The organism is Gimesia benthica (assembly GCF_009720525.1).
GTDB lineage: Bacteria > Planctomycetota > Planctomycetia > Planctomycetales > Planctomycetaceae > Gimesia > Gimesia benthica.
The window spans coordinates 3,208,467-3,229,383 of the sequence record NZ_CP043930.1; the positions used below are offsets into that span (position 1 = coordinate 3,208,467).

General features: G+C 52.4%; 16 protein-coding genes. 7 read left to right on the plus strand and 9 right to left on the minus strand.

Annotated features, from left to right (window positions below; all coding sequences use genetic code 11):
* Window positions 1-149: 149 nt before the first annotated feature.
* Entirely contained in the window at window positions 150-1,751 is a 1,602-nt protein-coding gene (gene groL, locus F1728_RS12140) for a chaperonin GroEL (RefSeq protein ID WP_155364324.1), read from the minus strand.
* Between the two features lie 98 nt (window positions 1,752-1,849).
* On the minus strand, window positions 1,850-2,167 hold the full coding sequence (groES, locus tag F1728_RS12145) for a co-chaperone GroES (RefSeq protein ID WP_145036124.1): 318 nt from the start codon (window positions 2,165-2,167) through the stop codon (window positions 1,850-1,852).
* Between the two features lie 540 nt (window positions 2,168-2,707).
* On the opposite strand from groES, the gene F1728_RS12150 reads away from it, so the two are divergent.
* The 4 genes from F1728_RS12150 (at window position 2,708) to F1728_RS12165 (ending at window position 7,601) form a co-directional block, all read left to right on the plus strand.
* On the plus strand, window positions 2,708-3,571 hold the full coding sequence (locus F1728_RS12150) for a tetratricopeptide repeat protein (protein WP_155364325.1): 864 nt from the start codon (window positions 2,708-2,710) through the stop codon (window positions 3,569-3,571).
* A gap of 208 nt (window positions 3,572-3,779) precedes the next feature.
* Entirely contained in the window at window positions 3,780-5,573 is a 1,794-nt protein-coding gene (locus tag F1728_RS12155; RefSeq protein ID WP_155364326.1) for a zinc ribbon domain-containing protein, read from the plus strand.
* A 289-nt stretch (window positions 5,574-5,862) separates the two neighbouring features.
* On the plus strand, window positions 5,863-6,807 hold the full coding sequence (gene tatC / locus F1728_RS12160; RefSeq protein ID WP_145180406.1) for a twin-arginine translocase subunit TatC: 945 nt from the start codon (window positions 5,863-5,865) through the stop codon (window positions 6,805-6,807).
* A 116-nt stretch (window positions 6,808-6,923) separates the two neighbouring features.
* On the plus strand, window positions 6,924-7,601 hold the full coding sequence (locus tag F1728_RS12165; protein ID WP_194242790.1) for a dual specificity protein phosphatase family protein: 678 nt from the start codon (window positions 6,924-6,926) through the stop codon (window positions 7,599-7,601).
* A 20-nt stretch (window positions 7,602-7,621) separates the two neighbouring features.
* Here F1728_RS12165 and F1728_RS12170 read toward each other — a convergent pair whose 3' ends face one another.
* Window positions 7,622-8,443, minus strand: a complete 822-nt coding sequence (locus F1728_RS12170) for a hypothetical protein (protein ID WP_145036114.1) — start codon at window positions 8,441-8,443, stop codon at window positions 7,622-7,624.
* A gap of 403 nt (window positions 8,444-8,846) precedes the next feature.
* Between F1728_RS12170 and ppk2 the strand changes: the two genes are divergently transcribed.
* Window positions 8,847-9,764 carry a polyphosphate kinase 2 gene (gene ppk2, locus F1728_RS12175; protein ID WP_155364328.1) on the plus strand — a complete coding sequence of 306 codons (918 nt, stop codon included), beginning with the start codon at window positions 8,847-8,849 and terminating at the stop codon, window positions 9,762-9,764.
* Window positions 9,765-9,789: 25 nt separating this feature from the next.
* Here ppk2 and F1728_RS12180 read toward each other — a convergent pair whose 3' ends face one another.
* Window positions 9,790-12,135, minus strand: coding sequence for an exo-beta-N-acetylmuramidase NamZ domain-containing protein (locus F1728_RS12180; RefSeq protein ID WP_155364329.1), 2,346 nt, complete (start codon window positions 12,133-12,135; stop codon window positions 9,790-9,792).
* A 51-nt stretch (window positions 12,136-12,186) separates the two neighbouring features.
* Window positions 12,187-13,860, minus strand: a complete 1,674-nt coding sequence (locus tag F1728_RS12185; protein ID WP_155364330.1) for an NAD+ synthase — start codon at window positions 13,858-13,860, stop codon at window positions 12,187-12,189.
* Between the two features lie 316 nt (window positions 13,861-14,176).
* Here F1728_RS12185 and F1728_RS12190 point away from each other — a divergent pair, with 316 nt between their 5' ends.
* Window positions 14,177-14,515: a hypothetical protein gene (locus tag F1728_RS12190; RefSeq protein ID WP_155364331.1), complete on the plus strand. Its 339-nt coding sequence runs from the start codon at window positions 14,177-14,179 to the stop codon at window positions 14,513-14,515.
* Between the two features lie 88 nt (window positions 14,516-14,603).
* Here the strand turns inward: F1728_RS12190 and F1728_RS12195 are convergent, their stop codons facing one another.
* Together F1728_RS12195 and F1728_RS12200 are read right to left on the minus strand one after the other, a co-directional pair.
* Window positions 14,604-16,973: a HEAT repeat domain-containing protein gene (locus tag F1728_RS12195; RefSeq protein WP_194242791.1), complete on the minus strand. Its 2,370-nt coding sequence runs from the start codon at window positions 16,971-16,973 to the stop codon at window positions 14,604-14,606.
* Between the two features lie 432 nt (window positions 16,974-17,405).
* A complete protein-coding gene (locus F1728_RS12200; protein ID WP_155364333.1) occupies window positions 17,406-17,966 on the minus strand; it encodes a CinA family protein in 561 nt (186 codons plus the stop codon).
* A 123-nt stretch (window positions 17,967-18,089) separates the two neighbouring features.
* On the opposite strand from F1728_RS12200, the gene trmB reads away from it, so the two are divergent.
* Window positions 18,090-18,722, plus strand: a complete 633-nt coding sequence (trmB, locus tag F1728_RS12205; protein ID WP_228030698.1) for a tRNA (guanosine(46)-N7)-methyltransferase TrmB — start codon at window positions 18,090-18,092, stop codon at window positions 18,720-18,722.
* 12 nt (window positions 18,723-18,734) lie between these two features.
* Here the strand turns inward: trmB and F1728_RS12210 are convergent, their stop codons facing one another.
* Both F1728_RS12210 and F1728_RS12215 read right to left on the minus strand, forming a co-directional pair.
* Window positions 18,735-19,409 (minus strand): hypothetical protein, encoded by a 675-nt coding sequence (locus tag F1728_RS12210; protein ID WP_155364334.1) that lies wholly within the window; start codon window positions 19,407-19,409, stop codon window positions 18,735-18,737.
* 50 nt (window positions 19,410-19,459) lie between these two features.
* Entirely contained in the window at window positions 19,460-20,854 is a 1,395-nt protein-coding gene (locus F1728_RS12215) for a TAXI family TRAP transporter solute-binding subunit (RefSeq protein ID WP_155364335.1), read from the minus strand.
* Window positions 20,855-20,917: the final 63 nt, after the last annotated feature.

Consider the following 20,917-nt stretch of genomic DNA (forward strand, 5'->3'; position numbering starts at 1 on the left):
AGCCGCAAAATACGAAATCTGCTGCCTGAAAGACAGATTCCTTCCACAACCGTTCAGCCACCACAGTCGCGACAGATACGATAAAAGCACCCGACAGAACTACTGTCGGGTGCTTTCGCATCTATTAAAAAACGGGACGTAACCTGCGTTTAGTGCAGGTCGTCGTCGCCATGGTCATCCTTGCCTTTTTCAGCGATCAGAGCATCGCTGGTCAGCAGCAGGGTTGAAACACTGGCGGAATTCTGCAGAGCGGACCGGGTCACGCGGGTCGGGTCAATGATCCCGGTTTTGACCAGATCTTCGTACTTGGAAGTCGCGGCATTGTAGCCCATGTTGCCTTCCATTTCCGAAACCTTTTCGCAAACCACGCTACCATCGTCGCCGGCATTGTTGGCGATCGAAGTCAGTGGTGCACGGCAGGCACGCAGAATGATTTCGTAACCCACTTTTTCTTCTTCAGACAGACCGGTTGGTTTGCAGGCAGAAGAGCTTCGCAGCAGAGCAACGCCACCGCCGGGAAGGATCCCTTCAGCAACAGCAGCCCGAACGGCGTGCAGAGCGTCTTCGACGCGTGCTTTCTTTTCTTTCATTTCGCTTTCTGTAGCGGCACCCACGTTGATCTGGGCAACACCACCGGACAGCTTGGCGATCCGTTCTTCCAGTTTTTCTTTGTCGTAGTCGCTGGTGGAGTTTTCCAGTTCGCGACGAATCTGGTCGATACGGGCTTTGATTTCGCCTGGCTTTCCGCCACCTTCGATAATGGTGGTATTGTCTTTGTCGACGGTCACTTTCTTGGCGACGCCCAGGTCAGACAACTGCAGGTTTTCCAGCTGAATACCGAGGTCTTCGAAAATGGCCTGACCACCAACCATGATGGCGATATCCTGCAGCATGGCTTTACGACGGTCACCGTAACCGGGGGCTTTGACTGCACTGCAGCGGAAGGTACCACGCAGCTTGTTGATCACGAGAGTCGAGAGGGCTTCGCCTTCGATGTCTTCAGCGATGATCAGCAGCGGCTTGCCGGCGTTAACCACTTTTTCCAGAACAGGAACCAGGTCCTTGATGTTGGAAATCTTCTTTTCGTGTACCAGTACGTAGCAGTCTTCCAGTTCGCAAGACATGCTCTGAGGATCGGTCACGAAGTAAGGTGAGAGGTAACCACGATCGAACTGCATCCCTTCGACGACTTCGAAGCTGGTGTGCAGGCTCTGGCCTTCTTCAACGGTGATCACACCATCTTTACCGACCTGTTCCATGGCATCAGCCAGGATCTTGCCGATTTCTTCATCGCCGTTAGAAGCGACTTTACCAACCTGAGAGATGGCCTTTTTGTTTTTGCACTCGATGGACATCTTGTGAAGTTTGTCGACGATGTCTTCGACAGCTTTATCCATGCCACGTTTCATGGCAATCGGGCTGACGCCGGCAACAACAGACTTCAAGCCTTCGTTGTAGATCGCTTCAGCCATGATGGTTGCAGTTGTGGTTCCGTCACCCGCAATGTCAGATGTTTTGCTGGCAACTTCACGCACCATGCGGGCACCCATGTCTTCGAACTTGTCAGACAGTTCGATTTCGCGGGCAACAGATACACCGTCTTTGGTTACAGTTGGAGAACCAAAGCTTTTCTCGAGAATGACGTTACGACCTTTCGGCCCCAGAGTCACACGAACCGCTCTTGCCAGCTTGCTGATGCCGCGTCGCATCGCTTCCTGAGCTTCCTGATCGAAGGCAATCATCTTTGCCATTTCACTATATCTCCATGTACGCAGTATGAAATATGAAGGGAAGAGTCATCGCTGCACCCTGCCGGGGAGCGATGATCCGGTAATACAACAATGACAGCCTAGTAAGTTGCCAGAATGTCACTTTCGCGGAGCAGCAGGTATTCTTCTCCGCCGATTTTGATTTCATCTCCGCCATAAGGGCTGAAAATGACACGGTCGCCCTCTTTTACCGTCAATGGCAGCTTGGTTCCGTCAGATTTGACGTGTCCATCTCCCACGGCGACCACTTCACCACGCTGTGGTTTATTCTGGGCACTGTCTGGTAAAACAATCCCACCTGCGGTGGTTGATTCTGCAACTTCTCTTTTCAGAACGACTTTGTCACCAAGAGGGACAATACGGGCGCCTTTGCTTGCTTTGGCAGCCTTCTTCGCCATTGGGATCTCCTAGTTTGCTTTGATTTCGACTCAAATGTCTTCACATCGGTGTGATTTATGATCTGTGGTGGCTGTAGGCCAGACCACAACAACACATTTCTCAGCTCAGATCTGATGGCAGACCTCAGCGTACCGGAACCAGATGCGAACGCCGTGCCTATTTGCCGATTAATCCCTAAGAGCAAAATATATCTACACTTAAGAAATTACACCAAAATCACAACATGTCAGGCTTGCTGCCGGACAGTCGTGTGTGATTCAAATTCGCTGCCATATTGGCAGCGCCAACACATTCATGCTCCGAGGTATCCGATCCTGAGGCAGTCTGAATAATCTGAGAGAAAACCAGGGAATTCAAATTGACACAGATGTTAAAATAGGTAATATCACTACAAACCCAACCCATAAACTTCCCTGAACTCTCAATCAGGGGCTGATCCTCTCAAATCAGCGGCGGTTCACACCGCTCTACTCTTATTCAAGAACCTCGCACACTCTCTCTCTGTTTCAATCAAGATCCATAACAGGAGACCGAGAGACGTGCCTGAGCCTTATTCTTCTACATCTGACAACAACAGTCCCTACCTGAACCTGAATACCCTGATCCAGCATGCACGTGAACTGGCATCACAGGGAAAGTTCGGCCAGGCCCGTGCACTTTTTTATGCAGACGAATTTGAGGGACCAGACTGGCAACGCCAGCTGGGACTGGGGGAATTTCTCCTGTCGACGGGCCAGACTGCTGATGCGATCGAACCCTTCTCGCTGGTCTTGGATTATGCACACCAGACCGACGAAAAATCGCTTCGCTCAGTCGCCTGCCACAATCTGGCGATCGCTTATCGTGAACTGGGGTATTCGCAACTAGCCGCCCAGTTTCAGCAATATTCGATCGCCTGGGGAGATCTTCGCTCCGCTGATCATCAGACTCTCGAATCAGAAATTCATCAATTGTCCGAACATGCAGCCTGTGATCTGACAGGCAGGGCAAACGACGCGATCATGCAGCAGGACTATCAGCTTGCCGAACAACTACTGAACATTTCACTTGGCCGAGAGATACTTGACGGCGATGCGGATGCCCAGGCCGCTGACTGGGGCAACCTTGGTATCTTACAGGGTTTACAAGGGAACCATCTCCGCGCTATCGTCTACCTGCGTAAGGCATATCAACTCCATCAACAGACGCAAAACCATTCCGCCCTGGGACAGGACCTGATCCATCTTGCGGAAGTTTTCAAGTTAACCGGTCGCCTGAAACGCGCCGCGCGATGCCTACAGCGGGCAATCAACTGTTTCTCGCAATGCAACAGCCAGGGAAATGCGGATCAAGAGGCATGCGTCCGTTTACATGAGTTGCAACGATTACTCGCCGTCCAGCAGCATGATCCTCTGCTGAATTGACCCGTCAGATCTGTCAGTAAGAAATTGAGTGAGCTTGAATTTCCATGACTGTCCACTTGCGAACCGCCCCTGTCTCTGTTGATAATTAGAAAAATGCGCAAGTCCATCCTGTGATTACCCATCCCGGTCCCTGGCTGGATCTGTTTAACAGGTTGACTCTGCTCAGTTTCACCAAGAGCGATATCTCTCAACATCTCGAAGGTCATTCATGCCCATCAAGGTTCATTGCAAAGAATGTGATACCACCTTTTCTGTCAAAGATGAAGCGGCTGGAAAGCGGGTACGCTGCAAAGGATGCGGCTCACCGGTTAAGGTCCCCTCTGGCGAGAAGCGGAAGAAACGGGCCGCCACTGCCAGCAAGTCAGCGGACACGGATGATTTTCTGGCCAGTTTTGATATCGATAAGATTGAGGACAAGGAAGCCCGGATCTGCCCCCGTTGCGGACACGATGCGGATGAAGAAGATATTGAATGCTCCAATTGTGGCGTGAACCTGACCACCGGCCGTCTGAGCGAAAAGACCCGTAAAAAACGGAGACGAAAAGGCCCGGCGATCGAAGAGTTCTACTCGAAATCCTGGGGCGATGCTTATACGTTTCTGGGAAACCATAAGGGGCTGGCAACCAAAACTTTTCTGTATTCGTTTATCGCCAGCACACTCTTCTTCTGTGCCATCTTCATGATGTTCTGGTGCCATCGCACTCCGCCGAGAGCTTTCTGGGGATTCATTGCCTTTGTCTCTATCATGGCAGTTCCTGGCTGGATCTGGTTTATTCAGACCGAAGTCGTTCGCTACGCCTTGCAGAAGAAAGATAAACTCAAACGGATCAACTTTGACTTCTTCCTCTGTTCGGCTCTGGGAATGAAGTTCATTTTCTGGATCGTGCTGTTCAGCCTGCCTGCCCAGGCCGTGTTTGGCACTATCGGCTATTACTATATCTCCAACGGATCGATTCCCATCGGTGCCGCACTGATTGCCGTTGGTTTTATCCCGACATTTCTGATGTTTCCCCTGGCTATGCCTCATATGACTGTGGCCGATTCCACACCGGGCTGGCTGGTCCATAAACTGGGCAGAGTGTTTTTAACACTCGCGAAACCAGCCTTGTTCTGGTGCTTTGTCTTCTTTGTCACAACATTGCCAGCCCTCGGTTGTCTGGCTGCCATCGGAGCCATTTCCGGTAGTGACCTGGATACATTTTTCTCCAACGTCCGCTATAACTCGGCCGTCGCTGCCGATAATGATGCCAAAGAATGGGCCGATGAAAACAAGATCGAAGATTTTGTTGAAGGCCCCATGGTTGGCAAAAAGCCAGTCGAATTACAGCCCAAAGTGCTGATCTTGCCTTCGATTCTCTGGCTGTTCGCCTGTGTGTTTTATGCCCCGACTCTGATTTACAATGCCCGGGTGAATGGCTTGCTGGCCGTCCATTGCAAACCGGATTTACAGTTGGTCACCAAGCTCGAAGAAGTCAAATACGTTTCAAAAGCAGAACGGGAGAAAACGGGTCCCCCGACTCCCCGCTGGCAGCTCTCGCTGGTCGGAATCGGGATTGGTGTGGTCGTCGGAATTGCGATGTTCTTCCTGATTCCCCTCATGCCCTTGCTTCTGCTGCGTGTTCTGCTCATCATCATGGGGGTCGCTCAGATCGGCTGTCTGTTCAATGTGCTTGCCCAGATCAAGCAGAAAGAAGGGCTGGGCTTTGCAATTCTGGGTTTCTTTGTCTCAATTTACGCATATGTCATGGGCTGGATCTATGCCAAAAAGGACAAGGAAATCGGTGGCACGATGATGCTCTGGACCCTGTTTTTCATAGCCAGTACGCTCACTCAAATTGGACTCGTCTACCATGCGGTCAGCATGATGTTCACTGAATTGAACAATAATGCGAACGCTCAGGCCCCGGAAGATCCGGCTGCAGAGCCCGCTGCTGTTGAAGCTGGTGAGGGCCCTGCCGATCCTGCAGTTGATGCAGCACCAGCCGAACCAGCGGTCCCATAATCACGGAAATCGGCCTCAGTCGGTAGTGGCTGGTTGACAGCCCTGTCTGGTTGTTTACAATAAAGTCAGTATTGACCGCTCTTCCCTCCTGCTCATCCAGCGGGCAACCAGAGTGGGTACTCCTGATTCAGTTCCTGAAGCGAGCTGGATTGCCGGGAGCCAGTGACAGTATCCCAATTGTTCTGAACCATACCCACTCATCTCATCGATGCCATGGCCGTTCACCTTACAATCAAGCTGTTGATCGTGGTACCGCCGGGCATTGGTCACTCCAGAATGACATAGTTTGATGAAACCACAGTCTCACGATCTATTTGACGAATCGACGATGAGCTTCGGAGATCACCTCGAAGCCCTGAGAATCCACCTCTGGAAGGCATTAATTGGACTGGCGATCTGTGTGGTCCTGGCCCTGTTTATCGGACATAAAATCGTTGCAGTGGTGCGGGCTCCCATCGATTCTGCTCTGAAAGAGTACAATCTGGACAAGCTCCCCGAAGAAGAGTCGCCAGAACAGCAGAAAAGCATTGAAGACCTGATCGCAAGCCTGAGTGCCCAGGAGAACCCCACTGCTGAAAACAAGGCACTGCAGAAGATTCTCCAGGACTATCAGCACCGGATCAACAACATCGAAGACACGATGGCAGAGCCGGTAACGCTGGCAGTTCAGGAAGCGTTTACCACGATTTACCTCAAGGTTTCTTTTGTCGCCGGTCTGGTATTGGCCAGTCCCTGGGTGATCTATCAGATCTGGCTGTTTGTGGCTGCGGGGCTCTACCCTCATGAACGCAAGTATGTCTATATCTACCTCCCGATCAGTATCTTTCTGTTTCTCGGTGGTGCCCTGTTCTGTTTCTATGCAGTCTTTCCGTTTGTCCTCAACTTCCTGCTTGGGTTCAATAAACTGCTGGGTGTGAATCCACAGATCCGGCTTTCGGAGTGGATCAGCTTTGCGATTACACTCCCCCTGATGTTCGGTCTGAGCTTCCAGTTACCACTGATCATGCTCTTCCTGGAACGCATCTCCGTCTTCGAAGTCAAAGATTACATCGAAAAAACCCGCATGGCCATCCTCGTGATTTCCATCATCTCGATGCTGATGACCCCCGCGGATCCGATGAGTATGCTGCTGATGATGCTGCCATTATTACTGCTTTATGGACTGGGAATCGCGATGTGCAAATATTTCCCCAGCGCCAACGCCAGCCCCTTTGAATCGCCAGATACCCCCTGAAACAGAGGCTGAATTTCCCCTGTTCAGACGGCGCGAGGTTGGACTACAATGCCTTCAGCCCGGGGTGAGGATTCCCCGAAAAACGCGATACTGTACTCGAATCAATGAGGAAGACCATGAGTACCAGCACTGAGCAGGATGCGCCTGTGCAACCCGCCGAGAAACCAGATCGGCGGCATAAACTGATTAAATTCTCCCTTCTGGTGTGCGCACTGATTGGTGGCGGAGTCCTGCTCTGGGAGGGCCTGCTCGAAGACCGTCTGGTTGCGAAACGCTTTGGCGTGGTGGAACCGGGTAAAATCTACCGCAGCGGCCAGATCTCCAGTCACCTGATTGAGCCCGTGCTGCGTGAAAATAAAATCGAAAAGGTCATCGCGCTCAACGGCAGCGACTTACAGAAGCCTTACCTGAAAACTGAAGTCGAAACGGCGAAGAAATTACACATCGACCACCAGGTGCTGCATCTGATTGGCGACGGAACAGGCGATGTTGACGATTACGCGGAAGCGGTCGCTGAACTCATGCGTTGTGAAAAAGCAGGCAAACCGGTTCTGGTCCATTGTGCCGCTGGTGCACAGCGAACCGGTGGTGTTGTCGCCGCTTATCGCATGCTGGTCCAGAAAAAGTCTCCTGAAGAAGCGTATCAGGAACTGCTGCTCTACGACTGGAAACCACACAAAGACCAGGCACTCATCAATTACCTGAACCAGAATCTGGCAGAGCTTTCCAAACGGCTCGAACAGAAAGTCGACTGGTATGAGCCGCCAGCCGAGATTCCTGTGATTGGGAAGTAACGCTGTGAAAATCAGCTCTATTACTTCCGCAGATTCGCAAACTGATTGCGGAGATATTCCTGCAGAGTGATGGAGCTTACATCTTTGTTCTTCCGCAGGGTTTCCCAGTGATGGATCAGGCCACGATCCTTGTGGTCCAGCTTCCAGTGAATTTTATGCTCGGCACGCAGGTGAAGCGGGTCTTCCATGCGAGTCTGCAGTTCCACTTCGATGGGCAGCTTCTTGCGGCTCCGCAGCTCTTCGTTCAGCGTAATCCGAGAAGTGGGATGCAGCGTGTAAGGATGCAGCACGTAATTCAGGCGTGCCATCCAGTCTGCAAAACGCAGGTAGGTTTCCACAGCGTCCTGTTGATCAGGCGTGACACACTGCACACGGTAGGTAATCAGCTTGCTGTCCAGTGTCAGCAGATTTTTATTGTTCTCAAACTGGATATTGAACTGCGGTTCCAGTTGAAACTGCAGTTCGGAGGCGATCTTTTTTCCCTGGCTTCCCTGAACTTTGAGCTGATCGTGAATGTATTCCTGTGTCTGATGCTGGGCAACGTTGAGCACATTCTTGATTTCATCAAAGTTGATCACGGTTTTAATCATCCGGGATTCGTTCAGAATCATCAGACGTTTCCGTGCAGGCTCGAAAATGGTGACTTCTCCGAGTCCGTCGACATGATCGTAAACCTTCTCAGCATGAAAGATGGAAACACTCCGCGAGACGATTGTCGGATCGACCTGCGGCTGATGGTGATATACCGTCGTCCGGATGCGAAATTCCTGGGCGATACCGGTATTGCTTCCCGCAAGCTGCACAACAGCCAGAATGCCTGTGATGAGAAGTGGTCTCCACATATCAGATATACTTTCCTGATTTGAAACAGATTGACGGAGTGTTACCGTCGGCAGCAGAAAAGCTGCAACGTTTCAGTCTGTTCAGAGTGAGTGTTTTTGAATGTACTTCGGGTAAGAAATTGAGAGATGAGAGCGGGAGCGTAAAAAAAAACACGTTTTACTGCAAGAGGAAGTTGGTGATCATGGGCCCCGTTCTATCGTGACAATTTCACAAATCGACCAGAAGTACCGAAGCCCTTATCTCTAGAAATAAAAGAGACTTACATAACAAAAAACAGCCCTTTTGCTTCAAACCCGGTTCACGACCCGAAATCCGGTTCCACTTTTCTCACAGGATCTTCATAATAAAGTTTACTGTTCATTTCTTTACAGCCGGTATCACTTCAGCAGAACAGGTAGCAGCATGGGCTCGTCTAAAACAGACAAACAGGAACAGGAAGCGGCGCTCATGCCGGTCACCTGGCAGCGGAAACTTCCCCAGGATGTCGTACCGGAAGAAATCCAGAAGAAGGTAAAGGCAGCGCATAAACGCGATATCCTCTGCGAGAAATACCCCTATCGCCAGAAACTAAAACGACCGGAATACGAAGAACAGTTAGTGCCACTGCAGATTGAACTGTTAAAACTGCAGCGCTGGGTCGAACTGAATGGCGAACGGATAGTGTTACTGTTCGAAGGAAGGGATGCCGCCGGCAAGGGGGGCACGATAAAACGCTTCACCGAACACCTCAATCCCCGGGGTGCCCGGGTTGTCGCCTTGCCCAAACCGAGCGATACCCAGCAAGGCCAATGGTATTTCCAGCGATATATCGAGCATTTACCCACCGAAGGAGAAATCGTCTTCTTTGACCGTTCCTGGTATAACCGGGGCGTCGTCGAACCGGTGATGGGGTTTTGCCGCCCGACCGAGCACCACACCTTTCTCCGTGAGGTACCACAGCTGGAAAACATGCTGGTCAATTCGGGCATTCACCTGTTCAAGCTCTGGTTCTCTGTCAGCCGCGAAGAACAGTACCGCCGCTTCAAGTCACGGGAAACCGATCAACTGAAGCAGTGGAAACTCAGCCCCATCGACGTCAAGAGCCTGGGCATGTGGGACGAATACACCAATGCCCAGAATGCGATGTTCATGGCGACGGATACCAAAGCCTGTCCGTGGACAGTCATTCGTTCCGACGACAAAAAGCGAGCCCGGCTGAACTGCATTCGATATGTGTTGAACGCGCTTAGCTATCCACACAAGGATGAAAGCCTGGTGTCGGACTTCGATTCTGCCATCATTGGGCCCAAGGAAGTCATCTACGACACCAGTGAGTGGTAGACGGCTTTGATCCTCGGTCAGACATTTAATACATGAGAAATCTGGCCCGCCGGACGCCGAACTCTGCCAGATCCTGCTGGTAGCCAGAGCGGATCTGCATCAGAGACTCTCCCTGCAGCACAGCATCAAAGACACGCTGATTTCCCAGCAGTCGATTGAAATTCCGTGTCTCCCACTCCTGAGGGAAATGTTTCCTTAACTGGATGGCAATCTCCAGGCCGGTCTGCACGGGTTGAAACTGCTCCCGGTCGGTGACAATAAAATTCACACCACCACACAGTTCCCCGGAAAATTTACTCGATTCCGGAGTGAACTCAACCGGCACAAATCGTACGCCCGGCAATCCCGACCGATTCAACGCTTCAGCCAGCTGCATGCCTTTCAGCCAGGGAGCCCCGATCCATTCGAAGGGTGTATCGGTTCCACGTCCGACTGACAGATTCGTCGTCTCCAGTAAACCGATACCGGGATACAGGACGGCCTGATTCAAACTCCGCATATTGGGCGACGGGTTGACCCAGGTCAGCCCGGTCTCGTCGTAATACATGTCCCGCTTCCAGTTTTGCAGCTTGATGACCTGCAGGTCGGCGCCGATCTGCATTTCCGTATTGAACATCCGGGCCAGTTCGCCCGCAGTCATGCCATGACGCACGGGTATGCGGTGGTAACCTACAAACGATTGAGCTCCTTCGTCCAGCACGGGTCCTGCGTAATCGACGCCATTAATCGGGTTCGGCCGATCCAGTACAATAAATTTGATGCCCTGCTGTTTCGCAGCCCGCATCGCATTTCCCATGGTAGAGATATACGTATAAAACCGCGCCCCGATATCCTGGATGTCGAACACCAGTGCATCCAGATCCTGCAGACTTTCCGGCGTAGGCGTTCGCGTTTTGCCGTACAGACTGAAGATTTTCAGTCCTGTGCTCGCGTCAGTAGAATCGCCGATTTTCGACACGTCCAGTTTACCGGCAAAGCCATGTTCGGGACTGAAGAGGGTTTTCAACTGCACCTGTGGTGCGTCATTGAGAACCTGCACCGTACTCTCCCCTTCGCGGGTGAGCCCGGTATGATTCGTGATCAGGCCAATGCGTTTTCCATTTAATGACTTGAACTGCTCCCGCTTCAGGACATCAATTCCGGTCAGCACATCCAGTCTGGCTTTTGACGCAACTTTGACTTCCGCTGTCGCTGCCGATTGTCCGGTAATCGCCGCAGCGGCAATCGTGCCAATCCGTCCCGCCAGAGAATTGACGGAGCCTTTCCCGTCGGGGTGAACTCGGTTGCTGAGAAAAATCACGAACAGGTCCTGGGCGGGATCCATCCAGATTGCAGTCCCCGTGAATCCGCCATGCCCGAACGCACGTGGGGAAAACAGGTCTCCCCGGTTCGAAGAATAACGCGACAGGCTGTCCCAGCCCAGGCCTCGAATGTCATCGACGACAGGATAGCCCCGCGTCATGAGATCGATCGTTTCTGGTTTCAGAACGCGGGTACCATCAAGGCTCCCCTGATTCAACATCATCTGGGCGTAAACCGCCAGATCTTCGGCAGTCGAAAACAGGCCCGCATGCCCGGCAACGCCTCCGAGTCGATAAGCACGCGGATCATGAACTTCACCCTGCATCCAGTGTCCGTCCCGTTCCTGCGTTGTCGCGGCCCGCTGTTTCAGGTCGTCTGCCGGCAGGTACCCGGTTTCCTGCATCCCCAGCGGCTGGAATACGTTTTTCTGAGAAAACTCATGCACCGAATCTCCGCTGATTCGTTTCACAATATCTCCCAGGAGGATGAAGCCGACATCGGTGTAGGCAAACCGTGTTCCCGGTTCGTAGTAGAGATTGAGATCATAGATCTTCTGCATCGCAGTCTCAGGACCATCCAGATAATCTTTGATGGAGTTATCCGGGATCAGGCCTCCCTGATGGGTCAGCAGCTGATAGATGGTGATATCCTGCTTGCCATTGGCGGCAAACTCCGGGATGTATTTCGATACTGGATCACTGAGCTTCAGCTTCCCCTGCTCGACCAGCTTCATCACGCTGGTCGCGGTTGCGATCGGTTTCGTCAGGGAGGCCAGGTCAAAGACGGTATCGGTCGTCATAGCCCGTTTTTCAGGTTTCACCTGACGATAGCCGTAAGCTTTAAGGAAAACAATTTTGGCCTTGTACCCCACGAGTACCACGGCTCCGGGCATCGAATCTCGCGCCAGACCACGCTCGACGACAAAGTCAATCTCAGACAACCTTTGGGGGTTCATCCCCACTGCTGCTGCCTGAGCGTGCGGCAGTCGGGTTGGTTCAGCCGAGCGGACCTCGGGAAGACTTGCTGACAGAAACAGGAGACAGGTGATAAACAGGATAAAATGTTTCATAGAGAACTCCCCAACTAACCAGCGAATTGAAATCCATTGATGCTTCAGTACTTACTCTTCATCCCAGTGAAAGCGAGCCGCCATCGGCATGCGACGACCTGATCCGAATGCCCGGGCTGACAGTTTGATGCCGGGTGGCATCTGTCGACGTTTAAATTCATTCCGATCCAGGCGGTTGGCAACCCATTGAACGGTCTCACGTGGATACTGCTCCGACAGGCTCCGCACGGAACGTTCGTCTTCGATCAAACCTTTCAGAATCCCGTCCAGAACATCATAAGGTGGTAGTGAATCCTGATCGACCTGATTCGGTGCCAGCTCTGCACTGGGTGCCTTATCCAGAATGTTCTCCGGAATCACAATGCGGCCGGCACGCTGGTTAACATAACGCGAAACCAGGTAGACATCGCATTTCAGCACATCACAGAGTACGGCGAAACCTCCGGCCATGTCGCCATACAGCGTGCAGTATCCCATGGCCAGTTCGCTCTTGTTACCGGTCGCTAAAGCCATCCAGCCATGTTGATTGCTGCGAACCATCACATTGGCTCCGCGGATACGCGCCTGCAGATTCTGATCTGCCAGCCCTGCAGGTGCTTCGCGTAAATCATCACCGATAACAGGCAGATTCTCAAATGCCTGATGCACTGAATCAATGGGAACGGTTTCATAATCGATGCCCAGGTTCTCTGCCAGTGCCAGTGAATCCACCACACTGTGATCGCTACTGTATCGACTGGGGAGCAGCAGACCATGCACGTGCTGCGGGCCGATGGCCTCGGCTGCGACCGCTGCGGCCAGGGCGCTGTCGATACCTCCCGAAAGGCCGAGAACGCAATCGGTGAATCCACACTTCTGCATATAATCCCGCAGACCCAGCACCAGGGCATCGAACAACTGCTCTTCACGGGACAGGGGTGAAATTTCGAGAGGCGATTCAACGGCCGCCTCAGTATCAAACAGCTGCAGATCTTCTTTGAAGCCGGCCATCTGTAACTGAAGCTGACTGTTCTGATCGAGGACGAAGCTGTGCCCGTCAAAGACCAGATCATCGTTGCCCCCCACCTGGTTGACGAACAGGTAAGGGATTGAGTAACGATCCACATGCGACTGAATGATTTGCTGCCGTCGTTTTCGTTTGTCGATTTCAAAGGGACTGGCAGAGATGTTGATCAGCAGATCGGAACCGGCTTCGGCGAGGATTCGAACCGGATCGGGGAGTTGCACCGGCTGATCATGATAAAAGGTATCGGGTTGCCCCCACCAGGCATCTTCGCAGATATGCAGACCCAATTTGAGTCCACGAAAAGTGACGGGGCAGATCTGCTCCAGCTCGGCATGGCGGAAATAGCGCTGTTCATCAAAGACATCATAATTGGGCAGCAGCAGCTTGTGCACGCGTTCCACGACAGCTCCCTGATAGAGCAGGCTGGCCGCGTTTGCCATGCGTCTGCCGGGAAGACCTCGTCCGGTCGGATGACCTACAATCACTCCGATATTGACGGGGATTTCCTGTGCCAGTTTTTCTACTGCCCGGTCACAGGCTGCGATGAAACCTTCTCTCAGCAGGATGTCTTTGGGGGGATATCCACAGACAACCAGTTCCGAAAACAGGACCAGTTCAGCGCCGGCCTGTTCAGCTCGTTGCACTGCTTCCAAGATTCGCTGACAGTTTCCGCGCAGGTCACCTACCGTCGGGTTCAGCTGGGCCAAAGCAATTTTCACGGACGCTCTTCACTCCTGCAACAAATGCATCAGATGTTCGGATTCTAAGGACCTGAACGCCAGGGAACCCATACTTGCTGTAATTCAGACAGCAGACAAAGGAATTTCCTGATTTTGGGCTAAATCCAGGACTTTTTTTTGACCACCGCGGACACGCGACCTAAGTTTAGATGAGCAGAACTACATCTCTCAAGGGAACAGGGCCATTTGTTGAGGCTCATTATAGATTGATTCCCCTTTACAAAGTATCCCGGGACAGAGATCTCTTATGACACATTCTAGAAAAAGAGCTTCATCACAGGCAAATGGGCGACCATTGTTAAGCCATACCTCGATCCTGATTATCAGTATCTTCATCCTGGGTATGGCTACGGGAAATATTTCGTCCGTACCTGCTAACAGTTCGTTCCTGATGATGGGCGTCTTCGGCGTCATCTCATACTTTGGACTGGGTGCGCTGGCCGATTCCCGCGAGCGGAAACGTCGGCAGCAGATCCTGGAACAGAAAGAAGAAGCACTCGAAGGCCGTCTGGAACGCCATCTGACCACGAATCCGCAATGCCACCCGCCTCAGCGCGTGGCCAGTGCAGGTAGCCTGCATAACGCTGACCGTCAGGCTGAGATGCCTCAACTGACCACATGCCAGAATCGCTGAACTCTGGTTTCAGACGAGCATAAAAAAAACGGTTCCAGATTGCTTTCGCGAATCTGAAACCGTTTGGAGCTTTTTAGTACATACTCAATCAGTTGGCTGAAGGAGCATTGATCCGATGGCTTACCCGGGTCAAGGCATTACGGGCTGCGGTCCGTACGTCTGAGTTCGTATCAAACCGTGCTTTCTGCAGTTCTGGAATTGATTTGTGAGCGAAGGGCCCAATCTCTCCCAGTGCATAAGCGGCTCCCGCACGCACCTGACTTGCTTTATCCTGCAGAGCCAGTGAGAGGGCCGCTACGACACGGTCATCTTCCGGTTGCAGATCAGCCAGGCTGTAGCAGGCCAGCCAACGGATGTTGACATCTTTAGACATCAGGCAGTCTGACAGTGTCTTATGAGCCTGATATTTCCAGTCCGGACTCCGGGCCAGCAGTTCAGCTGTATGCAGGCGAACGTAAGGATTGCTGTCCGAGAGTGAGCGAACCAGAATCGGTGTCAGTTCCTGTGACTGATGACCAATCTGTGACAGCACCGCTGCCGCAAACGAACGATCACTTTCCACCTGGGAATTCATGGCTTCAATCAAAGTCGGCACGGAATCATCCGTATTCCCTTCGATTCTCCATAATGCGAATGCGCTTTGAATCCGCACGCCCATATTCTCATGCAGTGACAGAGAACGCAGAGCAGGAACCGAAGCGATTGCTTCTGCTTCCATCGCCCCCAGTCGCTGGACTGCCTGTTTCAGTTCGGGCACATCGCTGGAATCCAACTGTTTGACCAGGTACAGGACTTCACCGCTGGCATTGGGACAGAGCGCGGCTGCCGAATTGGGAGGTACGATTTCCCGCTTAGGCTGGCTGAGGCTCACGTTCTGTACCATCGGCTTCTGGCTGGGCTGTACCGGCTCAACTTCGATCTGCCGGGAAACCGTACTGATTTTTCCCTGTTCCGATTTTGATTTCGGATCGACGGGATTCCAGGTTCCGATCTGAGCCACTTCAGCATCCTCAAAAGGCGAATTGCTGACAGCTCCACGCTGCTGATGCTCAAAAGGATTCTGTGTGTCCCGTGGCATTTCGCTTTGTGCGACCTGTCGGAAATCTGGTGTAACCTGTACCCGTTGCTCATCAGCCGGTGTGAAATCAGCGATTAACTCTGTCTGCAGGTCCCGCATCAGCTCGTAAGCGGAACGTTTCTGCGCGGGCTCAGTTTTAGCCGGTTTTTCAGTCGCACGGGCGACCTGTGTTTCCCGGACTTCAGGTTTACGAACCGGTTGCCGTTCTGCTTGACTCGCGGATTCCATCTGGGCGACCGCTTCGTCAGTCAGTCTTCTGAAGGAGACTTCCTCTTCGGGCTGGGAACGATTTTCAGCCTGGGCCAGAATCTCATTCAGTCTGGAACCTGCCTGTTCCCGTTTTTGTACTGAGTCGTCTACCTGAGATTTCATCGGTGTCTTTTCCGATTTCACCTCGGCGACTTCCATTGATTCCTGCTCAAATGCAGGCTCGCTCAGACTCGGGTCGGTCAGGAACGGGTTTTCAACTTTCTGTTTAGCAGATCCTTTACCGATGCGATCACGAATCTTCCGGAAAGGAGAATCATTGGTCGCAGCCACTTCGGTTTTGGGCTCGAAATCTTCTCTGGTCGGTTCCGCTTTCGGAGCCGGCTTCTGTTTTGGTGTTGTTTTTTGAGCGACTTCAACTTTACGAAACGTGTTCTGTTCTGCACTCGCGGTTTCCAGTTTGGATTTGGCAGTATCAGATCGCGAATGCTGAGCCATCTGCACATCCGGTTTAGCCGACTTCAATGCAGGGTCTGCAGACAACTGTGCAATATTCATCTGCACGCGTTTCAGCAGTTTTTCATTCTGTTTGAATTCAGCAGAACCCGGTTTCAGGCCGCCGCTTTCACCAGCCGCCATCCGGCTCATAGCCAGTGATCGCTGATAGCGTTCCAGGGCTTCACGTTTTTCACCACGCTGAGCGTGCAGATGAGCGACGATCTCGTGGGCTTCGGCGGGGGTGCTGATTTTACACAGCTGTGTATAGCTCTCGTGCATTTTCCCCTGGGTTCCCAGAACCGTGGCCAGACGCGTCACGGCGCGTTCGTTGTCCGGCTCCAGCTTGACGGATCTCTGCAGAACCTTTTCGGCTTCGTTCAGCTTTTTCATCTTGTACAGAGCATAGCCGTAGTCACTCAACAGTTCCGGATTCTCCGGTGTCAGTGCTTCTGCCTTTTTGAAGTATTCCAGGGCTTCTTCCCGCTCACCCACGCGATAACTTACGATCGCAAGGCGGTGACACGCCAATGCCCGTTTGGGATCCGCCTCGAAGATGTCTTCGTAGGTTTCCTTCGCCTTTTTTAATTCTTTTTTGTTTTCCAGATTCTGAGCGACCTCCATCTTGCTGTCCAGGACCTTGGCCTTCGCGGAGGCTGGGAGCATGGCTGTGGGCATATGAGTACAACCGGCAAATGGAACAGCAACAGACGCTGAAAGAACTGCGGCCCAAATACTGCAGCGCTTCATGTTGAAATCCTCGAATAAATAGAGTCGAGAGCGATTAGTTCAGGTTAGCCGTCTCGTGAGCACGAATGACTGAGATATTTTGAGAGTCAGTTCAAGCTGTCGCTGGGATTCCTGTCCGGTTCTCGCTCGTAGCGAATGTAACAGGTAAGCCACCTGCAACGACAACTCACGGCTTTATGAATAGTTCGGTTATTCACGTTGCACCGGTGTAAAGGGAAGTACAGAATATCGCACCTGTCATGAAGATCGTGACGGAAGTGCCGGCTGTAACGCGTGACCAAACCGGGGCAAGATTTCCGAAGAGTTAAACCTTGACGATTATTCCGAATCTGCCGACAGGCACTCCATCAGGCTTATCCTTCAGCTTTCCAGTGCTTTGGCGATCAGTTTCAGCATCTGATCGGCGGCTGCCAGCTGACGGCGTTGACGTAATGTGAGCCCGTCTGCGGGATGATTCTGCACCGGTCCACTCGCGATCAGCGCATCACTTTGCAACGCCTCGACAGACACCAGTTCCGGCGGCACCGCAAGATCACTGGAAGTCCGTCGGGCGATACCAATACAGACAAGCCCATCCTGAGACTCCGGGGCACCAGGTCCCAGATGCCCCGTGATCGCTGCGGAGAGACTCGCTTCGGGAGTTTCCTGCAGGACACCCAAAGCCATTTCCCGGGCCGTCTCGCGACTGACATCGGTAAACTGGTTCAGCGTCTCCGCCTGTACTCCCAGCCACTTCATTTTGGTATCCCAGCGATAGACCACGGCTGAGCCACAGAAATAGTCAGAAATCCCCGGCAGGCTGGTCATCAGCGTGGCCACCAGTCCGCCGGTACAACTCTCTGCCAGGACGAGTTTTCGGTCGTAACGGGAGAGAGCTGATTTAACTTCCTCAGCAGACTGGATCAAAAACTCGGGAAACATGCAGATCTCTCCAAAAACAGCGTTTGCGGCTCTGCTGATAATTTACACAACATGCCATCTATTCTACAGTGTGCAAACCAGAAATAATTTCCCTTACTTCACCTGCGATAGCACAACGAATCCATGATGACGCGTTCGAAACCGACCAAAGACCTCAAACCCTATTTTCAGACTCTTGAAGACCTGGAAGGCCCTTTCGACTGGGCTGCTTTTTTTGGCAATGATAATCCGGTAGTTCTGGACGTAGGTGCCGGCCGCGGTCTGTTTCTGTTCAATTCCAGCGGTGAGCACCCGGAGAAAAACTTTCTGGGAATGGAGATCGACTACCGCGAGGGGCGCCGCGCTGCAACCCGGTTACTGAAATCCGAGCGTCCCAATGCTCGTGTGCTGGGGGGAGATGCGAGGGTTGCTTTCGACAAGTTCATCCCCGACTCTTCTATTTCCGAAGTACATGTTTACTTTCCCGATCCCTGGTGGAAGAAGCGCCACCACAAACGCCGGATTTTTACCGACGTGTTTGTGGAACGGGTCACCAAAGCATTAAAGAATGGCGGAGAGTTGCACTTCTGGACGGACGTCGAAGAATACTACGAACGGGTCGTTAACCTGATGGATCACGCACCCCAGTTCATCAAACGGGAAGCTCCCGAGGAAAAACTCCCGGAACACGATATGGATTTCCAGACCAGCTTCGAACGAAAAAAACGCAAGGAAGGCTGGATCATTCACCGTGGTCTCTGGGAACTCAGCAAGTAATTCACAACGACTTCAGTTGTCCAGCACCGCCTGCTGCAGATCGATGGGACGGTTAAACCGAGACCGCCGATCGATGTGATACCACCAGATTCCGCGCACCGGATAAAACATCACTGACCGCACGTGCTCGTGCTGGCGCTGCATGCTCGCCAGATAGGATTCTTCAAACTCCGGAAACTCGTGAGACAGTTCCAGATGTTTGATCCGGATCAGATCTTCAACCGCTGACGAATGCTTCTCATACAGGGGCTCGATCTGTTCGATGCCGAATGACTGCACGAAACGGCGGGGCGGCGCGGGAAAAATCAGTGACTCCCGGTCATTGGCAGTCAGCAGTGAATAGTCATCCACAAACAGGGTTGTGAAATTGTGGAACCGCCCGTAAGGAGAGAGAGTCACCTGAAAATAGGTGGCACTCTCGACGTGTTCCCACACCAGAATAAAATTCTGCTGCCAGCGATAAACGCCGGCTTCCCGAAACTGGCGGGAGCGGGCCCACTCCGATTCCGAGCCGCATTTACCGGTATAGTAATCGCAGGCTTCCTCTTCGGGCATCAGGATCAGCTGGGGAGACCGCATGTGCTGAATCGCGTAATAGATCAGAATCGGGATCAACACAAACAGGTAGCCGACGAACATGACCGCCAGCATGAGTAACACATTAATCAGGTTGGCATTAGCCGGCATAGTCTACTTCCGGGCGGGTAGCCTTGTATAAATGGCATCAGAGAAAGAGTTCAATCGTCCTTTATCTTCTCACCCAGCCGGTCAATTTTCCAGCCTAAAAGTTTGGCGTTAATTTTGTCACTCAATGCGTGACACATTTCCAGAAAGACATCTGTCGCCCGATCCTCATTCAACTCGTGGGCAGAAAACTGTTTCAGCGTATGCTGCCTCAGGCTGGTTACGTCATCCAGCAACGCGATGAGTGCCGGACCATCCTGCGGTTTATTGCCATCGAATTTCATCTGCTGATTCTCGATCTCAACCAGTTGCCTGATATAGCTGTCCAGCCGGTGTTCTTTCGATTTCTCGCGGCGTTTTCGGAACCAGTGGAACAGCAGGTAACCGGCAATCAGAATGGATACGATGAAGGAACGCATCCCTTCGGTCGCCTCGACGAATTCGGAATTCATAAACGGTTTGAGCTCCGGGTTGTAAACATGATCTGCCCCGTCGTGCATCGGAAACCCCTGGTTCTCGCGGGCGAAAGTCTGCCCCTTGGCGGACAGCTCATTCAGATGCACCTGCCGGGAAAAATTCTGATGCAGTACCTGTGTTGTTACCTCGGTAATCAGATCGTCCGAAACCGATTCCCTGGTCAACAGCAGCGCACCACAGGCGACCGTGGGCAGATTCCGCTCGGGGATGACGCTTTGTTTTCGGGAATACATGCCTGCCGGGATCTCATACGGATAGAACTGGGTTTCCCTCCGCGTCAGGGCACCGATATAAGGAATTTCGAGCAGACGATACTGACTGGTCTGCAGCAGTTTCTGTAAGAGCGGCGCTTCTACACCAACCGTCACGATAGCGGCATCCAGCTTGTTCTCACCGAACTCCTCTTCGATCTCGAGGTACGACAGATAGGCAGGCTTGATTTCATCCAGGGCCAGTTGGAGATGCTCCAGCAAAGGCAAACTGGCAGCCAGATCGCCTGAGCCCGGCTGCCCGATCGCAACCCGTTTGCCTTTCAGATCATTCACATTTCTGACTTCGGAATCGAGGGGTACAATCACATGCACGGCCTGGGAAAACAGATTGGCGATGAAACAGATTTCGTCCGTCTCAACCGGCCCAGCCTGCCTGGGAGCCGCGGGCCCGGGCTTGCGTTCGATCAGTACATACTCAGCCCCCGGCTGGTAAAATCCCAGATCGGCTTTGCCTGATCTCAGCAACTTCATATTCTCCAGCGAACCCTCTGTCTGCAGGATTTCGACTTCAATCGGTAACTGTTCCTGCAACCTTGCTTTGAGCTGTTCTGCGACCCCGTAATAACGCCCTTCCGGGTGACCGGCGGCGATGGTAATACGATCGGGTAAGGCGGTCATCCAGCGGTAGGTCTGATGCAAAATTACCGGCAGGGAGATCAGGAGAACGACAACGAGGATCTTGAGGATAGTACGTCTCATATGTCACTTCTTCGATGTATTCTCAAAAATAGTAATTCGGATAACCAACGGTAAAATGTGCAC